The organism is Otoolea muris (assembly GCF_943193115.1).
GTDB lineage: Bacteria > Bacillota > Clostridia > Lachnospirales > Lachnospiraceae > Otoolea > Otoolea muris.
Genome location: NZ_CALPCY010000029.1, coordinates 30,146 through 49,603, shown reverse-complemented (window position 1 = coordinate 49,603; position 19,458 = coordinate 30,146). Strand labels below are relative to the sequence as shown.

Annotated in this window: 7 protein-coding genes; all 7 read left to right on the top strand. The window is 49.5% G+C overall.

Going from position 1 to position 19,458, the window contains the following annotated elements:
• Positions 1–200: 200 nt before the first annotated feature.
• The 7 genes from NFS31_RS16495 to NFS31_RS16465 all read left to right on the top strand — a co-directional run bounded on the left by NFS31_RS16495 (position 201) and on the right by NFS31_RS16465 (position 18,950).
• Positions 201–9,569 (top strand): hypothetical protein, encoded by a 9,369-nt coding sequence (locus tag NFS31_RS16495; RefSeq protein ID WP_251497340.1) that lies wholly within the window; start codon positions 201–203, stop codon positions 9,567–9,569.
• Positions 9,570–9,862: 293 nt separating this feature from the next.
• The gene (locus tag NFS31_RS16490; protein ID WP_251497337.1) at positions 9,863–14,326 is read left to right on the top strand and encodes a bacterial Ig-like domain-containing protein; all 4,464 of its coding nucleotides are present in this window, start codon (positions 9,863–9,865) and stop codon (positions 14,324–14,326) included.
• Positions 14,327–14,523: 197 nt separating this feature from the next.
• Positions 14,524–15,279 carry a single-stranded DNA-binding protein gene (locus tag NFS31_RS16485; RefSeq protein WP_160303919.1) on the top strand — a complete coding sequence of 252 codons (756 nt, stop codon included), beginning with the start codon at positions 14,524–14,526 and terminating at the stop codon, positions 15,277–15,279.
• A gap of 15 nt (positions 15,280–15,294) precedes the next feature.
• A complete protein-coding gene (locus NFS31_RS16480; protein ID WP_160303918.1) occupies positions 15,295–15,504 on the top strand; it encodes a hypothetical protein in 210 nt (69 codons plus the stop codon).
• 162 nt (positions 15,505–15,666) lie between these two features.
• Positions 15,667–16,191: a hypothetical protein gene (locus NFS31_RS16475; RefSeq protein WP_160303917.1), complete on the top strand. Its 525-nt coding sequence runs from the start codon at positions 15,667–15,669 to the stop codon at positions 16,189–16,191.
• Positions 16,192–16,785: 594 nt separating this feature from the next.
• Positions 16,786–17,706, top strand: coding sequence for a DUF5688 family protein (locus NFS31_RS16470; RefSeq protein ID WP_251497334.1), 921 nt, complete (start codon positions 16,786–16,788; stop codon positions 17,704–17,706).
• A 356-nt stretch (positions 17,707–18,062) separates the two neighbouring features.
• Positions 18,063–18,950 carry a hypothetical protein gene (locus NFS31_RS16465; RefSeq protein WP_251497331.1) on the top strand — a complete coding sequence of 296 codons (888 nt, stop codon included), beginning with the start codon at positions 18,063–18,065 and terminating at the stop codon, positions 18,948–18,950.
• The last annotated feature ends 508 nt before the right edge of the window (positions 18,951–19,458 follow it).

The following is a 19,458-nucleotide window of genomic DNA, read 5'->3' as shown; positions in this document are numbered from 1 at the left end:
CTCCGTCCAGATGGAGTACAGTATAAAAATATATTTTTGGTATGCCCGGGAAAAACGCCGCAAAAATTTTGGGCGTGCTCCATACTACTTGTGATACGGTCCGGCCGGCATTCCGTCCGGGCACATAAACCATGTTCCCTTTATTATAGAACCGTATTTCACAGAATCATAAGGGAGCAGAAAGAAAGGAGTTTGCCACAGTGAGAAAAAACAGAGCAAATTTGATGAAACGTTGTACTGTCGCGATAGTATCAGTTTCTACAGCGCTTCCTGCTGTAGCGCCTGCGATACCTGCATTTGCCGATGAGGAGGACGGGGCTGTTACCGGAGAAGACAAGGATGCCGCCGCCCAGGATGCCTCAGTGGAAGCGCATGCGGGGCAGGCTGATGAAGCCAGCGCAGCCAGGGAGGCCGGTGAAGCAGCCGGGGAAACTGCTGAAACGGACGAAGCAGATGAGATGGATGAAGCTGAAAAGGCGGGCGAAGCCGACGCAGCCGGAGAGGCCGATGAAACGGATGAGGAAACCGCTGAAACCGCTGAAGCCGCTGAGGCAGATGGGACGGATGAAGGCGATAAGACGGGCGGAGCCGACGCAGCCGGGGATGGGGAGACAGATGAAACGGACGAAGCAGATGAAACCATTGAGGCCGGTGAAACCGATAAAAATGATGAGTCCGGCAAGACAGAGGAGGATGACGACGATACTTTAGCGGACGCTGTACTGGAAGGCAGCGAAATTCCGGAGACGCCACAGCCGGAGGAAACCGCTGGGAAAAAAGAAGATGGACAGGAAAAGGAAACCGAAGCCGACGCTGCCACTAAGGAGGAACTGGCCGGTAACTCGGATCTGCCCGCAAAGGTATTTACGGACTACCCAGAATTTGGATCCGCGGAGTTTGTGGAATGGCTCTCCGGGGCGTCTGAGGAGGAAATCCGCGAATGGTACGACGCTGCGGGACTCTATCTGAACGCAGATAAGGCTGCCAGCTCTACAGCGGACAGTGAGGACGATGGAAAGGATGTCCTTCCGTTTGGGACGGATGCCTTCTGGTCGTGGGTCTATGAAGACGCAGCCGAGATGAGGGATGGGGAATGGCTTTATGACATGGACGCCATCCTGGAGTGGATGGTGGATGCGGGATACGAGGACGCGAAAGCGTTTATGGACGAATTTTTCTTAAGTTCCAATACCCTGCTCGCAGCCGCGGACTATCCGGAATTCGGATCCGCCGAGTTTTTCGCATGGCTGAAGACAGCGACAGAAGACCAGATACGCGGCTGGTATGAAGTCAATAAGGAAGGGACGGCGGAAGCGGCCGGGGAGCAGCTTGCCGCCTACGCCCTGGAATTTGACTCTGACGAGTTCTGGGAGTGGTTCACAGACAACTGCACTGTTACGATCGATGAGGAATCCGGCAGTTTTTCTTACCGGTATGACGTGATCTATGACTGGGTGCGCCATGTCCCGTTTAAGTCCGCTTACCAGCTCCTCCAGTTCCTGGCAATAAATGCGCAGGCATCTGCCTTTGCCGCCGCAGGCAGCCTCTGGCCGAACAATTACGGCAGCACAGGCGACCTGTACAGCAATGGCAGGGGTACGAGGGAGAATCCCTATGTCATCGACAGTGTGGCGGATCTGCGCTTGTTCGCGGTTACGATTGCACAGAATCCGTCCAAATATAATAACAATGATGTATATTACCTGATCGAGAACGGCACGTATGACTTAAACGGCTCCTGGCTCCCCATCGGCGGGGCGCTGAACCCCGGCAGGAACCCGACCGCGTTTTTAGGCCATCTGGCATGTGAAAAGAACGTGGTGATTGAGAATTTCGGTTTTAAGTCCAATACGGCGATCGGTATCACCCCGGACATCGTGAACGGCGTGACCGATCAGTCCCATGTAGGATTTTTCGCGAAGCTGGGGGCAGGCTCCAGCGTGACGGGCCTGCGTCTCCAGACCGATAACAACAATATCGCCGCTTCCGCGGACTATACGGGCATCCTGACCGGCGAGGCAGTGGATGCCGCTATCAAGGAATGCGTAGTCAGCGGGTATGTGAAGAGCGCCTATGGGTATGTAGGCGGCCTGGTAGGGTACGCGCACAGCTCCAATACCGCTGACAATAACCGGGGATGCGTCATTGAGAACTGTATTGCGGACGAAGTAGCCGTATGGACGGATACCGCAGCGCCAAACGGCTTCTGTAACGGCTATTCCGCGGTGGGCGGCATAGCGGGCTGCGCTTCCAACACGTCCATCCTGGATACGTCCGTGGACACCAATTCCGGTTCCGGAAACCATATTTACGGGAATGCCGCGTATGTGGGCGGCGTTGCCGGCGCGATCAAAAACTCCAACATCATCAACACCTACGTGGAAAACGGCCAGGTCGGCAGCACGGGATCCTATGCGGTGGGCGGCATTGTTGGCGGCTATGAGGGGGGCCAGGTTAAGGTCGGAAGGTTTTCCGGCGACATCATCGCCCCGGCCAGCGGTTATAACTACTCCGCGTGCTTCATCGGCGCGGCGATCCGCGGCCACAGCTTCACATACGGCGAGAATGGGGATCTGTGCTATCTGTTCGCGGATACCAAATCCAAGGCGGATAAAGGCGTGTTCGGCGGCAAGCCGGCGGATGTGGGTGGAACCTTCGGCACGGATGCTCATATTGGATACTGGCACGCGGGCGACAAGGGCTATACCCTGATCTCCGGATCCATCGACCAGGACAACGCAGACGGCGACTACTTCTATGAGGAGCTGGAGCGGGGCATCCTGGCATGCACAAGGGCGGCAGGCAGCGAGTCCGCCACAGACCCGAACCTGGACACCCTGGATCATTTCACCTGCGACAGCAGCGGAAACCCGATCCGCGGCTACCTGCTTACTGTAGCTACCCCTATTGTAGACGGAAAGGAAGCGGCGCGCCTGACAGCCTACGTGCTGGGCAACAATTACCGCAAGCCATGCACGGCTGCCAGCCAGGCAGCGTTCGCAAAGGGCGATGTGGTATACTTATCCTTCCAGGATTTGGAGGAAGCGGACGCCTACTACCAGTTAAATTCCGAGGCAGCGCAAAACCCGTGGTATTCCTACCGTAACAGCGACATCTTTACTGTGTTTGAGGAGAGTACGGAGAAGGCCGGCGTGAACAAGTCCGGCGGCTACCATTTCACCATGCCGGCATCGGATGCGACCGTTGGGGCCGTATACAAGAAGGTGGGCGAATCCGTAAGGATCAACCCGGAGCGGGTGGTGTTTGAGGTGACCCAGATCCGTACCGGGACAAGGGAGCGCCCGACCATTGAGTGGCGCGTGACCGCTTATGACGCGGATCCGGATCTCTCTGCTTCTGCGAGAGTGATCACAGACGGGGCCGGGAACAAATGGGAGAACCGTCTGGCCGCGACGCAGACCCAGGACGGGACGCTTAGGGTAGAGCCTGACGCCAAATTCTGGATGGGTTCCAAGGTCAACGGGCAGGCCAACAGCGGCTATAACCTGATCTGGCAGTTCTCCAATAATGCCACTTTGGCGGATGAAGCCGGAAACGGCCTAATCTATAATCTGTCGGCAGGCTATGGGAATACAGCAGCCCCAACCGCATCGTTTATGCTGAACTTAACAGACCCCAGCACATCCGCCATCGCGAAGCAGGCCCATCTTCTGGAAGAAAAACAGAAGAATGAGGGATATAAAAACAGCATCACGACCTCCAGCCCCTATTGGTACCATTCCATCGTCACTGCGACTGCCCAGGTTCAGGACGCGACGGACCAGAACAATCCGCCGGTAGGCACGCTGGACGCGACGATCAAGTTCAATATCATCGACCAGACCCAGGTAGCTGTGAACGGCGTGGCATTAAGCCACAATAACATCACCTATGACGTGGTCCGCACCTTAACCGGCGATCGGAAAAACCCGGCCGTCAAGTACACGGTGAACGGGGAGTCCAATTCCGCTGTTGGCAGTGTGTCCGACCTGATTGCCACCTTTAACCCGGACTATTTCACCAGGGATCAGGTAAACTGGTACATCACCAGCACCGGTCTGGAGGAGGATTTTGACAGCATTAAGAACGAGGAAGTCCAGAACGTGACGGACGTGGACGACGGCACCATCAACTTAAGCTTAAGCCCCAACAGCCATAAGAACGCCTATGTGAACTTAAAAGGCGTGACGGACCGCTCAGCGGACGGGAATATCACGATCTCCGCGTGGGCAAGGGATGAGGACGCCAGGTATACCGCGCTCCTTAAAAAAAACCCGGGCGACAGCCACAGCTACCAGAAGTTAGTGAAGGTAACCGCCCATGACGCATCCAAGAATTCCGTGACGGATACCTGCCTTGTGACCGTAAATTTCAGGACCGAGGATCAGACAGAGATCATGCCCACAAAAGTGCAGATCAATGACGCTTCCCATGTTTATGGGTATGACATCTACTACAGCTTCGCCGGGGATGTGGACTCCGCAGTCACGAACCGGACGATCACCCTCGCGGGCGGGAAGCACGATGTCCTGCAGGAAGGTAAAGGCCAGACCCTTTCCGCAACTGTCAGCAGCAACGGCGAGGTTTATGACAAAAATGACCCGGACTATAACCCGTATGATGACGGCGTGGTGTGGAGCATTGCGAACCCAAAAGCGTCAGAAGGAAGCCTTCTGGATGTCAATAATATACTCCATATCGATCCGGATACCGGCGGGATCACTGTGCGGGGATTCAGCGACACGGAGAACAAAGCGGAGCTTGGCTATTCCCCATGGGTGTGGGATCTGATCAATAACAGAAAGCTTAATGGAACCACGATTCCGGTCCGTATTTACGCCACCTCCACCAGGGACGCAAACGTGTTCGACTATAAGGATATCAATATTACGTTCCGGGCCGCTACGGCTTCTTCTGAGCAGCAGGACGGCATGGTATTTGATATCACGGAGACAAAGACTGTGGCAAAAACTGTTGACGGGACGGATATCGTGGAAAGCTCCGTATGGACCGGGAACCTCCCGCAGGAGTTCGAGATGACACTTTCCGGAAGCGGCGATGGCGCGCCGATCCCGAAGATTTATGATGAGAATGGAAAAGAGCTTACAGGTATGAACAGGATCCTGACACTTGACAACCTGTCGCAGGATGGAGATACCCGCCAGACCACGGCAAGACTGAACGTGAACACGGGCGCAGGCTGGTTTGACGGGATCCGGGACGGGCGCGGCAATGACAACCACGGAACCGTGTCCTTTACTATCAAAGGCACTTCGGAAAACAGCGCTTCGGAAGTTACGATCCCTGTCACGATCAATTACCATTATGAAGGCCTTGACATGACCGCAAAGACCCTCACGGAGCTTCCACATGGCTATGAGGCGACCCCGGAGAATATAACCGAGGCAACCCCGGAGGAGACCTATGACGTATCCAGGGGCAGTGTGACAGACCGCAACATCAACTTAAAGGTTGTCGTGACCCAGGGGAGCAAAACGTCCAATGTGGAGGCGACCAAGAAATGGTCATACGGCATTATAAAGCTTGACAACACCCATTACACGGAGAACGGGGCAGCCGAGAGCACGGGAACCTACGCCCTGTCCGGCGAGCTGGCGAAGTACGCGAAAGTGGATGACAAGGGATACCTGGCGCCCATCAAGGGTAACTGGGAGGAGCTGATCGGCAGGAATGAGACTACCGGGCAGGTAAGCGGAGTTGTCACCTGCTATAAGGAGGAAACCGGGAAGCTCAGAGTTGCGGACAGCTATAAAGTAACCATCGACTTCCGTTATGATATGGCCTACTTAGATCAGCATGAGAAGACCTTTGACATTGTGTATACGGACAATTCCTTTACCAATGACAAGAAGAGCAGCTGGTCCGGCGAGGATCCTTTTAAGCTGACTGCGCATTTTACGGACGAATCCGGTGTCAGCGTGTCCCCGGATTTCAGCTTTGATTCCGACCTGGTAAGCGTGGACGCGGACGGGAACGTGACTGTGAACAAGGATACCTGGATGCAGGAGATCATTGACGGGGCGGAGGAGTACGGCTCCGGGACATTCTCCGGGAGCAGGACGGCTGTTATCACGGCCAATGGAAAGAACGGCACAAAGGACACCTGCGTGGTGACCATCCATTTCCGTTATGATCAGGCAAGGCTTAATTCTAACCAGGAAGATTTTACGGTCATCCGAACCCAGACATCCAGAACCAATAACCCGAGCCATGTATGGAGCGAGTTAAAGGATGGCGTGGTATCAGAGATCGCCCCAAGGCAGTTGGCAGCCTCCCTGCACCTGCAGGACGGCAAACAGACCACTCCGTATTGGAGCACGGACAGCGCGGAATATGTGACCGTGAATGACGCGGGCATGATTGCCCCGGCAATTGGCCAGGCATGGCAGGAAGCAGTCATCACGAATGGAAATTACCGGGATTTTCGTACCAGCGCGGTCCATGTAACGGACAGCGAAGGCACGGTAAAGGATAGCTGTAACGTTAAAGTAAATTATATCTACGAGGATGTGGAGTTCGCGAAAAATGAGGCTGTCCTGAACGTGACACTGCGCGCTACCGGAATGCGTGATGACGCTGTTTATATCGTAGAGGGCTATGAACTTGAAAACCCGGCCGCGCTCCATTCCTATGACCCGGATGAGACGGGTATCCGGTACAGCGTGGATGAAGCAGGTTCAGCGTTCCTGGAAGTGGACGGAAACGGGAAGATATGCCTGACGCTCCCGAAGGATGGAGAGGGCAAACTCCTGTCCGGGCAGGAATTTAAGGATAAGGCTTCCAAATTCATCCAGGACGCCATGACGCACCCATATACCCAGGACGGCAGGTGGGTATCCACCTCGACCGCTGTCATCACTGCCCAAAGTGAAGACGGGCGTATGGCTGACCAGTGCAACTTAAAGGTGAACCTGATCTACGAAGACATGCAGATGGCGGAAAAAGAGCAGAACCTGGACGTGAAGATCCGCGCCCTGAACCGCCAGCAGCAGACATACGATATCAGCAAGTTTGACGGGAAGGTGGATTTCAACATCCATTCCCAGGATCCGGAGGATACCATTACCTTTACCTCCAGCGACCCGATCGTGACCGTGAAGGATGACGGTTCTTACGCCCTGGTGGTTCCGGGCAGGGCTGAAACAAACTGGACCGGCGAGAACTTCCTTTCCAGATGCAATGATTTCGTGAAAGCCGCTATGGCGGCGCCGGGCGTTACCCAGTCCCGTGACGTGGTCCTGACTGCTGAGACGAAATACAGCCACATGAAGGATACCGTCACGCTCCATGTAAACCTGACCTATGAGGAAGTATCCTTAGACCAGAGTGAAGCCAACATGACTGTCACAATGAAGGCTGTGGGCGACGCGGCGGCGCCGGATTACACCTTCAGCGGGGATACCAGCCTGAACTTAAAGAGCATAATCAGCTCTATTGACTTAAATAATACAGGCGTCACCTATGAGTCCAGCAACCCGGATATCCTGACCGTGGACAAAGTCGGCAACGTATCCCTGACAACGCCCCGTTATTCCGACTATGAGCGGTTCATGAAAGAAATAGACGAGGGCGGGGACAAATTCGAGTTTATCAGGGAGGCTATGAGGTTCCCCTATGAGAAGGATAAGCCCGACAGCATACGCACGCGGGACGTAACGGTTACGGTGCGCGACAGCAACGGGCAGGAAGACGAATGCACTATCCGTGTGGCGATGATGTACGAGAACCTTGTCATGAAGAATAAAGAAGTCACTGTAAAATTAAAGCTCCGGGCAAAGAACCTGTACCGCAGGGAGTTTGAGATTGTCGGGGAGCCGGTATCCGTGGCGGCCAGGGTAAACTCGCCTAATTATGCCGAAGCGGTCTACAGCTCATCCGATGATAAGCTTTTGACAGTGGATGAGAACGGCTTCGCGTTTATCGCACTGCCGTCCTCCATGAGCGGGGATGCCTTTATGAATGGGATCAATGATTACTTAAAAGACGCAATGCTGCACCCATATGACAAGAAAGACCCGTATATCTGCACAGCCAGGGCGACCGCGGTTGCAATGACCAAAGACGGTACGATGTCGGACACCTGCACGGTGAACTTTGAGCTGATCTATGAGAATACCGATCTGGTAGATGCATCGAAGACGATGGATGTGGTAGTCACGGCGACAGGCTCCAGGAGCAACCCGTCCTATACAGTGGCCGGCAACAGGGCTACTCTCGTTACCCTGCTGCAGAATACGCAGACAGACGAGCACGGGCCGCTCTACACGTCCAGCGAGCCATCGATCTTAAGTGTAGATAAAAACGGCCAGGTGACTGTGGTGCTCCCGGGCAACGCAACCGGAACCGCATTCACGGGCAAAGCCAACGCCTTTTTAAAGGAAGCGCTGGGGCATCCGTACACGGCGGCAAATCCATATATTGCATCCAGGACGGTCATGATCCGGGCGACAAACGGCGAGGGAGACTTAGCAGACGAATGCCCGGTACGGATTAACCTTAAATTTGTCAATAACACCACCACATACTCCGGCGGAAGCGGAGGAAGCCACAGCAGCGGCGGAGGCGGGGGCAGCCATAGCAGCGGTGGAGGCGGAGGCAGCTCCTCCAAAGGCGTCACGCCAGGAGGAAGCGTGTCCAAAACTACAAGCGGCATGCCGTCCTACGTGCTCAAAGGTGGCTCCTGGGTACAGGATGCCCAGGGCAAATGGCTGTACATTAACGGGCGCACCTACACCAACGAGTGGGCGGCGGTCCACAACCCGTATGCGGACGCCTCCAGGGGCCAGGCGGAATATGACTGGTTCCATTTCGGCGTGGATAGTTTTATGAATACCGGCTGGTACACGGACGAAAACGGGGATACCTTCTTCCTGCACAATGTTTCTGACGGCACCCTGGGGCATATGTATACCGGCTGGAACTGGATCGACGACAACGGGGATGGGATATATGAGTATTATTACTTCGAGACCGAGTCCAATGGCAGGCGGGGACGGCTCTATAAGGATGCCAGTGTCGGCGGCTATACGGTCAACAGCAAAGGCCAGTGGGCAGATGTAAACGGAAATCCCGTGACCCGCACGGCGGAACAGTTGAAGGCCGAGGCAGCCAACGTCCCGTCCTTTGTGGTTGTGGACGGCAAATGGAGCCAGGATGCGCAGGGACGATGGAGCTTCGAGAAGGGACGCCGCTACGCCAATGAGTGGGCAGCAGTATTTAACCCATATGCGGATCTCTCCAAAGGGCAGCCGGCCTATGACTGGTTTTGCTTCGATGAAAACGGTTTCATGCGCACCGGATGGCACACGGATGAAAACGGGGATACGTTTTTCCTACACAGCATTTCCGACGGCAGGCTGGGACACATGTATACGGGCTGGAACTGGATCGATGATAATGGGGACGGGGTATACGAGTGCTATTACTTCGGTACCGAGGCCAACGGCAGGCGCGGGCAGCTTTACAGGAGCGCGACCGTAGACGGCTATAAGGTCAACGAGAAAGGCCAGCGGGTCCAGAATGGGAAGGTCATGACGCGGGCCAGATGACAGAGTTATAGTTTTTCTCTCGCATCCCACGCTTGTGTATCCTCTGGCTGGCATGATATCTATAAAAAAGGGGCTTAAAACATGCTATTATTTTTACTTTCAGCAGAATAACAGCAAGATTAAAGATGGGCTGTCAGGCGCCAAAAATCAGGAGGAGGTATGCATGAAATACGGAGAAGACAAAGGATGCAGAAGGACAAGGCCGCCGCCGGGCAGCTAAACCTGAAGCTATAGGAAGAGGGCAGTATTTTTGCCTGCCCTGCATAGATGTATATAAAGGAGATAATTTTACAATGGCGAAAAGAATGAGAATTTTATTCCCTCTTCTTATCTTATTTATTTGTGTATGTGGGATTAGAAGTGGGACACAAATTAATGCATATGCTGCAGAAAGGCAGGAATGGCAGAGCGGGGAGTGTACGGTTGAGTTCGACGGAATTGATACCATATTTTTATCACCGAGCGACCCCCAAAATAATAGAAGTGTTTTTGCTGAGTATACAGAATCCCAGGCAAAACCCTGGGATTCGTGTAGCGCAGATATCAAACATATTATAATAAACCCGGGTGTGAGCTACTTAGGCAGCTATACATTCAACCATTTATATAACCTGGTTGACATAAAATTCGCTGATGGTTGTTCAGCACATGTCGAACTTGGCTATGGCGTGTTTAAGAATTGTTCTAACTTAGCTGAAATTGATACTGGTTATGGGTATATGTACCAATTAAATAACAATATTAAAAATACGGTTTTTAATGGATGCACATCATTAAAAACTGTACTATCCAGGAATTATCCCTATATTAACTATTTAACAGATAGCAGTTTGCAGAATTTAGAAACATTATCCATTTATTGGAATGGTTCCGACACTGAGGATTTCATTAAAAAGTGTAGAAATTTAAAGATTTTGTGGTTATCTAGGGTTACAAATAACGGTTACGAAAATTTAAAAGAAACACTGAAATATTTATCTGATAATGGTTGCGAGATACATTTGGCGGCAGTTGAGGAAATTCCCTGTGATATCCCAAATTGTGATGTGACAAGCATTGTATACGATAGCGTAAATGACGGAAGGTTATTTTACACGGATGAAGCAGTCAATATTAAATTTAACGAACATGCTTTTGATAATATACCAAAAGATGATATGCAATTATATACTGATGGGTATCATGAAATAACGGATTACGATATTGCCGGAAATACAATATCATTTAACAGTAACTTAATTGATTTAAAGAAAACGACAAATTTTTATATACGATGTAAAGAATTTTTTATTTGGTATAAAGATATATTAAAAAACAGCGATTATTATATTTTTAAAGTGGTTGACCATGAACAAACTTATGACATAACAGGCATTGATGAAGATTTGACTATTGTTTTCAGAACCAATCCAGTATATAATGAGGTTTATTTTAAAGATGAAATTTTGAATAAATATATATCTTCACAAGAATATGATCCTGACACAAGCAATGTTACTGTCACGATTAAGAAAGAGCTTTTTAAAGTGCAGAATGGCTTAAATACCTTCGATTATACATTCCGGCAATATGATAAAGAATCTGATAGTTACCGTGACAGTTATACTGTAAAGTTTAAAGACAGCACTGATTATGCCCCAAAGCTCCTTGGGGATGACAGAATATACTTTAACAGTATGGAAGAGGTAGATGATGTAACTTTACAGATAGCAGCTTCAGATAAGTACCATAATTTTAATTTTACAGGCTTAAGCAGTTATACAGAAGGGCAAACTGTTGATAATGGCGCTGATTACGAAATTAGTTATGACGGCGAGACTGGTGTATCTACAATATTTATACCTAAAAATATCGTAAAGTCTAAAATATTTAATAATTCTGCGGGTGTTATCACTGTATTTGCAGAAATAAAACGGCCAGAAGGAACCAGGAGTACAGCTATAACATTTATTTGTGATATTGATTATACTCATAAGGTTATTGGGGAATATATAGATTATCATGAAACACCAGGAGATTACAATGTACTTTCAAATGGGCGGACATATCACTTATTTACAAACTTGGATTTATCAAAAGTTGACAGCATGCATGATAGGTTTAACGATGCAGATGTTTTTAGCAGGGCTTCCCGTTTTTATTTTGATAAAAATGGCATAATGACTATACAACAGAGTCCTGTTAGCACACCCAAAATGGAGATAAAAATACAGTTTACTGATGGCAGCACAAGAAAAATTTTGGTAGACAGTATAGCAGATTATGGTACAGAACATAAATGTACATGGTCGAACCAGAATATCTTTGACTGCAAAGCTTTAAACTATATAGATCTTCCGTTTTATTACTGGAAACAGTACAATACCCCGGCGCCGTATAATATTTACAAAATAGTAATGGATAATGTTGATATAACTGATTATGTTGGATATGATGGAAACACAACTAACCTCAGGTTTACAAAGAATGTATTTAACAGATTTCCGGATGGCGAATATACACTTACTGCAATCGCAACAACAGGAAATGCATGCTCTGCTAAAATAAAAGTGATAAATTCACCGGCAAAAGTGATTTCAGGTTTGCATGTGGAGTCCGTAACAGAGCAATATTTGTTAAACCAGCCATTTGATAATAAAGGTAAATTAATTGTAACGTACTCGGATTATACAACAGAGGAATTGTCCCTGGCATCTGCAACAGTGAAGGGATTTGATTCAAGTACATTAGGTACAAAGACAGTTACAGTCAATTATATGGGACATGAGGCATCTTTCAGCATTGATGTTATTAAAAGTGTTAAGAGCATATCCCTTATAGGTGAAACAACAGCTTACAATTTAGGGGATGAGTTTGATGGCAATGGTACATTGTCTGTAGTATACGAAGATGATACAACGGATAAGATAAATTTAACAAAGTGTATGCTGGAGGGCTTTGATACATCAACTGCCGGCATAAAAGCTGTTACTGTAAAATATGCGAATGCTACATGTAATTATAAAATTTACGTATCTGGTACGCCGCTGCCTCCGGTTGTTCTTGATACAATTGTATATGAGTTTTACAAAGATTACCCGGATTACGTGGTCATGCCTGTAAAGTTAAACAGCGCAACTGGCATAACGCATATAAAAATTGGCAGCAATTTACTTAGCAAATCAGACTATGGATTGGCCGACAGCCGTATTACAATCCCGCCAGATGTATTATCAGCTTACGAAGCGGGAAAATATTACGTAACAATCCAATTTAATGATTTACAGAAGACCATTGTTTCCAACATTGTGATTCACGTGTACGAAGCGGCAGCCGACCGGGCGGCCCCATACTTATTACAGTCCATCATTGATTTCAGCGGCCAGACATTACGGCTGCCATTTGACCATGGTTATGGCTCATTAAAAACAAACCATGTACTGGCGTTAGTGTTAGATGATGATTTGATTTTACCAGACGGCAGGACGCTGCCTTTTACGGGCTCCAATGTAAAGCAGCTCCAGAAGGCCAGGACATTTGCGGAAGATTCCGATGGTACAATAGAAGAGATTATAGATGAAGAGGAGTTTAAAATTGCGACTGACAGCAACGCAAGATGGGCCAGGGAGGCAACTTCTTCAAATGCAGCGCCAGATAAGAGATTAAAGAAAACAGACAAGCGGATAGCAGGTATTGCCGCAAATACTGTAGTGAAAATGGCGGATATTGATATGGGCGCCGGCAATGTATTTTATGTCGATGGCAATGAGATTGTATGGGATGGCGGCTATATCACAGGTTTGGGCCTTGATGCAGGCGACCATTTTGTAGGCGCTATATTTGATAACACAGAAAAGACAACCGATGTTAGGAAGGTTATCCTTAGGATCGCAGATAAGGATGATGGGCCTGAAAGCCCGGATGACGGAGATACGGATTCTGGTATAGAGGATGATAAAAAGGATCCCGGGACGGAGAAAGATCCGTCAGATACAGAGAAAGATCCGTCTGTTCCCGGGGATGACCTGACAAACGAAACGGATCCCGACAAAAATCAGGGAAACAAACCGGGCGCAGACACAGATTCTGACAATAAACCCTCTGGCGGAAATACAGGTATTATTTCCGGAGGAAATTCAAGACCTTCAGGCGGTTCGTCCGGCGGCTCTTCAGGCGGCGGCTCAAGGCCCTCCTCCGGCGGCTCCTCCTCAAACGGACATGGCCCTGGCAGTACGGCAAATGGTTCAGGCAGCGGGTCAGCAATCCTTCCGGATGGATCCATGAATGCAGAATTTAAGCCTGCCGTACCAGAAACTCCGGGATCATGGGAAGGATCCGGGCAGGACTGGCAGTTTAAAAAAGCTGACGGAACTTATGCAAAAGGAGAGTGGATCGGTTCCAATGGCGACTGGTATTATATCAGCGCTGACGGGAAGATGAAGTTTGACTGGTTCCTGGATGAAAACGGGAAGTGGTATATGCTCAATAAGGATGAAGGCGCCAGGTTTGGAGCTGCTTTATATGGGTGGTATTTTGAAAAACAGGATGGAAAATGGTATTTTATGAACCCGTCAGATACGGCGATGCTGGTGGGCTGGCAGTTCATAAATGGAAAGTGGTACTATTTAACGCAGCACAATGACGCTCCTACATATGTGGGAGATAATATAAACGGCTGGATCTACAATGGGAAATCAAAGCCTTGTGGGAGTATGTATGTAAACGAGGTTACCCCGGATGGCTATCAAGTGGGCTCTGACGGGGCATGGATTAAATAACAAAAAGGGGCGGTGAAAAGCCTATGCCGCAAAAAGGGACGTTTTCATGGATGATACCTGGAAACGTTCTTTTTTGCAAAAAAAGTTATCCGCAGAAACCATAATCCGGAAATGTAAGCCATACTGTAAGAAGAATCAGGCATGCCAGGACAGCGCCCGGCATGGACGGAAAAATCATACAAGAGAGGGAGAAATATATGAACATCAATCAGAATTCAGCGTTTATCACCGGAACCATCGTGTCCCCGTATTATCTTACCTGTGCGACAACGGAGGATGGCCATTGTTATAAGGTTTTTATAAGCGCCAGGCGGTTCAGCGGGACAGAGGATGTCATACCGGCCATCGTACCAGAACGCTGTTTAAGGGATACTATTGACGGGATCGGGCGATCCGTGACGGCAAAAGGCGTTTTCCGGTCAATGGATCGATACAGCAATGGTAAACATCATCTGGATTTATTCCTGTACGTGGATGAATTTATCTTCGGGGACAGGAACACAGGCGGGGATGAGATTGGCGGCGCAAAGGACAGAAACCGCCTGTCCCTGGAAGGGTACATAGGGAAACCGCCAGTTTACCGGAAGACTCCGCTCGGGCGCAGGATAGCGGACTTCATCCTTGCCGTCAACAGCCCGGATCCCCGCCATCCGAACTATATCCCGTGCATCGCGTGGGGAGAGGACGCCGTTTTGGCAAGCAGGATGCAGGCAGGGGATCATATCCGCCTGGCAGGCAGAATCCAGAGCCGCGAATACAGCAAGGTTCTGCACGGGAAGGAAGGGGACACTGTACAGAAGAGGATCGCATATGAGGTCTCCTGCCGCTCTCTGGAGGTATTGGAGGATAAGGGAGGAAAAAGAAGCAAAACGCAGGCCGATGAAGAAGCCAGCCCATTGGATTCCAGAAATAGACGGTTCCAATATGAATCAAAAGCAGGACATAATGTATAGGGAGAGTACGCGGAAATGACAAATTACAAAAAATATTTCGGAAAAAAACGGAAGGCGGCGGCCCTGATCCTGGAATACAGAGAGCTGGCGGCAAAGTTTTCCAGTGAAATATGCTGCCCGGGAAAACAGGGCTGTGACAGTTTAATGAAAAATGGGGATCTCATTTGCAGGGACAGAGAATTCCATAAATGTATTATGAAATGGCTGAAAAAGAAAGCCAGATAAAATGCAAGCCACAATGCTTTTAAACAGGGATTAAAGCGAAGCGGGCATGCTTGCATGCACATTTGGCGACTGCTGCGGGAGTGCTGATTTGTCCGCAAACACCAAAAATGTTTTCCATATCCCATACTAATCACAGCAACAGGAAATACAGGAGAGGAGAATATGATGGGAAAACAGTGGATAGTTATCGGAATGGCAGCGGCATTAATCCTCGGAGGATGTGGTGGGAACAGGAAAGCTGCAATAGTAACGGTTTCTGAAACAGCCAGGGGGATAGGACTATTACAGGAGGAAGCGGCTGTGGAATATGTCTCAGATGAGGACTGGGACATCATAGTCGGTATGCGTAAGATTATCATGGAGAATTATGGTGCTGCGAGGGAAATGGTATCTTCTGGATATGCGGATCCCGGCAATATTGTGGGAAAGGCGGGCGAGCTCATCAGGCGAGGATCTGCCTGCAGAAAGGAGGAAATGCCGGCAGCAGAGGCGAAGCGTATGCTTCACCAGATGGTTGACACTGCGGATGATATAATGAACATGATTGAGCGGGGCGGCAGGGGGATTACCGAGGCTGTAGGAGCGGCAGAAGAAAATACAGAAAAAGATCCCAGCGGGGCGGCAGGAGAATGCGGCGAATCGACAGGAGCCACTATAAAACCGGGAGGCGGAAAAGAAGAACAATAGATGCATGGCGCTTGAGCCCTGGGAAGTATATCCCTGGGCTTTTTGCAGCAGGCGGAGAGAGACGGCATGGAAGTGTGGCATGTCCTTTTTTATTGTTTGATCATTTTCAGATGGTACATAGCTTACAATATCCCCGATATTGCAATTCAGGATATGGCATAAATCATTCAGAGTTTTTATAGAGAGCTCTATTATGTTTCAGGCGATGGAGTATATTGTGGGATACTCTGAAAAATTCCAGTGAAAGCAGGCGTGCCGTTTCCATACTTTTAATGTAATTATGAAAGGCATAGAGAAAGGAAGGGTATGGAAGAAACGGATAACACAAAACAGTGGCCTTTGCCGAACAGTGGAAAAACCAGTGAGGGAAGCTGGGAACAAAACCAAACACTTTAAACAGGAGAAGGAAATTATGCGCGTTCAGAGATTAAGCACAGGTTTAGAGGCTGCCAACAAAGCTGACGGTAAGTTTATAAAGGAACCGCGGTTATGCGGTAGCCGTGGAATAGGGCGGAAAAACGCACAGTGTGGCAGTAGCGGCGCCGCCTGCCGCCCATTTAAAAACAAAAACCATAAAAGAAGGAGAATATAAATATGGAAAACATCACAAAAGAAGAATTTATAGATACAGTGAAGAAAACAGTAGATCTGAGCGCCAGAGGCACAGCCGATATAGGGAGTAAGGAGATGACGGGGAATAACGGCACGGTGTCCATGTTCGTCACAGCAACCCGCGGCGGAAATGTCATAGCGTCCGTATCCATGGAGGCTTTTTATGGGCGCTTCTGTGATACGCAGGATATCAGCGTGATCACAGAAGCCGCCAAAGCCGTCATCCAGGCCCTGGAGCAGGCAGATGATCAATCCCGCGCCCTGTGCGGTTTCATATACCACGACTATGCGGCTGTCAGAGAGAATCTGAGACTGATGCTGGTAAACACGGCGATGAACCGGGCCTGGCTCGCTGAAATGCCGAACATGCCGTTTGAGGATCTAAGCATCATATTTTACCTGGAATGCCGGAAGGACTGCACAGGGAGGGCGACCATCAAAGTCAACAACAGTATATTCTCGCAATGGCGGGTCACCATGGAACAGATGTATCAGGACGCCCTGGGGAATATGCAGGAAAAGTTCCCGTCAGAACTGAAAAGTGTGTTCTCGGTTCTGGCTGAAATGGGTGAGATCAGTGGGGTGGGCAATTTTACCAGGGCCGCCTCACAAGATCAGGAGCTCTGTCTGTACTGCCTGAGCAACACGGAACAGTATATGGGAGCGGCGGCGCTCCTGTACCCAGGCGTGCTGGAATCATGCGCAGAAAAGATGGGCGGAGATTTTTACCTGCTTCCGAGCAGCATCCATGAGGTACTCCTGTGCCCGGCTTTGGGATGCGAAGCGGGATTTCTGAAAGAGATGATCCGCGACATCAACGCAACCGCGCTGGAACCGGATGAGATCCTGGCGGATCATGCATACTTTTATTCTGCAAAGGAGAGAAAATTAACGGCAGTGTAGGATGAAAGCATTAAGGATTTTGAAAATCTCTTTAAGACAGGCAGCCGGACGGATGCCTGTTTTTTCTGGGGGTGGGAAAATACGCATGTTATCCGTCAGCGCCATATTGTCCATACAAATGTGTATTCCGATAATCCGGGACGCCATATATAGTGAAGCTGGGCGAAATTGGAGACCTAAAGGCGGCGGCTTATTTTGACGGAGGTTGATACGGCAATGATATTGCTAACCAGGGTTGAGCGGGGTGGCTGACAAATATATATTGTTTTTCAGGCGCAATTTCGATATAATAATAGTATCAGGATCCGGGGAGCTTTGTATGTACAGGGTACAATGAAAGGAGCGTATATCCAGAGATGGCAGCAATCAATAGAAAACATAAGGATCGCCTGTTCAGCTTTCTGTTTGGGGAGAAGGGAAACAAGGAGTGGACGCTGAGCCTGTTCAACGCGGTGAACCAGACGGATTATACGAATCCGGATGACATTGAGTTTACAACCATGGAGGATGTGGTGTATATGGGGATGAAGAACGACGTGTCTTTCCTCCTCTGCTACATCATGAACGTCTATGAACATCAGAGCACTTATAATCCGAACATGCCGGTACGTCAGTTGATGTACGCGGCAAAGCTGTATGACAAATATATCCAGCAAAAAAAGCTCAGCCTTTATGGGAGGAAGGTAGTACGGCTGCCGGCGCCGAAACTGGTGGCTTTCTACAATGGAACAGAGGGGGAGGACGATCAGATCCTGAAGCTGAGTGATGCGTTCGTCTGTGAAGGGGAGGCTGTGGAAGGTGATATCGAGGTGAAGGTCCGGCTGATCAATATCAATTATGGGAAGAATGAAAGCTTCCTGTCTTCCTGCAGGCCATTGAAAGAATATGCGTGGCTGGTGGACCGGATCCGTAAAAACCGTACAGGCATGGAAATTGAAAATGCAGTGGACAGGGCGATAGAGGAGACGCCGGAAGATTTCGTAATCCGGCAGTTCCTGATCGGGCACAGGGCGGAGGTGAAGGATTTGTGTATTACGGAATATAATGAGGCAGAGACGATGAAGATGATCCGCGAGGAAGGCCGTGAAGAAGGTCGGCAGGAAGGCCGTGAAGAAGGCCGGAAGCAGGGCCGCAGGCAGGGAATCATGGAGATATTGGGAAATCTGGTAAAGGCCGGTGAAATGACAGCAGAAAAAGCGGCGGAATATGCCGGTATGCCCCTGGAACAGTTTCTCAGCAATTAGGAATCTGTGCCCCAGCAGTCCCTGAACCGGGCTGCAGAGGGACAGTGGAAGATATTTATATTAAGGAATATAGTGTTAGGCCGCAATTAAAATTCAGCAGCGACTGTACAGTTGCCGCAAATTAAATCCGACTATAAGAAAAACAATCGACTGTACCAGACATCAGCAGTAAAGAATAAAAATCAAACCACAAGCCCTTCCAAAGGAGGCTCTCAATTATTGAGGGCTTCTTTATTTTACAGAAAATCAAAAAACTGCAAATTTCTATCCGTAGATACAGCATCCATCCCGATCCCCCACAAATCTTCTCAGCGCCGCGCCCAAAGATTTTTGCGGATAACCGTTTTTATAAATCTTATCAAACCAGCAGCGCCTCAGAAACCGGAATACCGGGCAAAGGAGGGCGGAAAAATTCAAAAGGCCCGCCATAGTCCCAAAAACCCTGAATCTGCCAGCTCCCGTTCCCCCGCATGGCCAGCAGCATCATTTCCCAGTTTCGTGCAGCCCA

Excerpts from the sequence above, each read along its gene's own strand:
- NFS31_RS16490 (WP_251497337.1), top strand. The coding sequence starts at position 9,863 with ATGGCGAAAAGAATGAGAATTTTATTCCCTCTTCTTATCTTATTTATT.
- NFS31_RS16465 (WP_251497331.1), top strand. The coding sequence starts at position 18,063 with ATGGCAGCAATCAATAGAAAACATAAGGATCGCCTGTTCAGCTTTCTG.
- NFS31_RS16470 (WP_251497334.1), top strand. The coding sequence starts at position 16,786 with ATGGAAAACATCACAAAAGAAGAATTTATAGATACAGTGAAGAAAACA.
- NFS31_RS16480 (WP_160303918.1), top strand. The coding sequence starts at position 15,295 with ATGACAAATTACAAAAAATATTTCGGAAAAAAACGGAAGGCGGCGGCC.
- NFS31_RS16475 (WP_160303917.1), top strand. The coding sequence starts at position 15,667 with ATGATGGGAAAACAGTGGATAGTTATCGGAATGGCAGCGGCATTAATC.
- NFS31_RS16485 (WP_160303919.1), top strand. The coding sequence starts at position 14,524 with ATGAACATCAATCAGAATTCAGCGTTTATCACCGGAACCATCGTGTCC.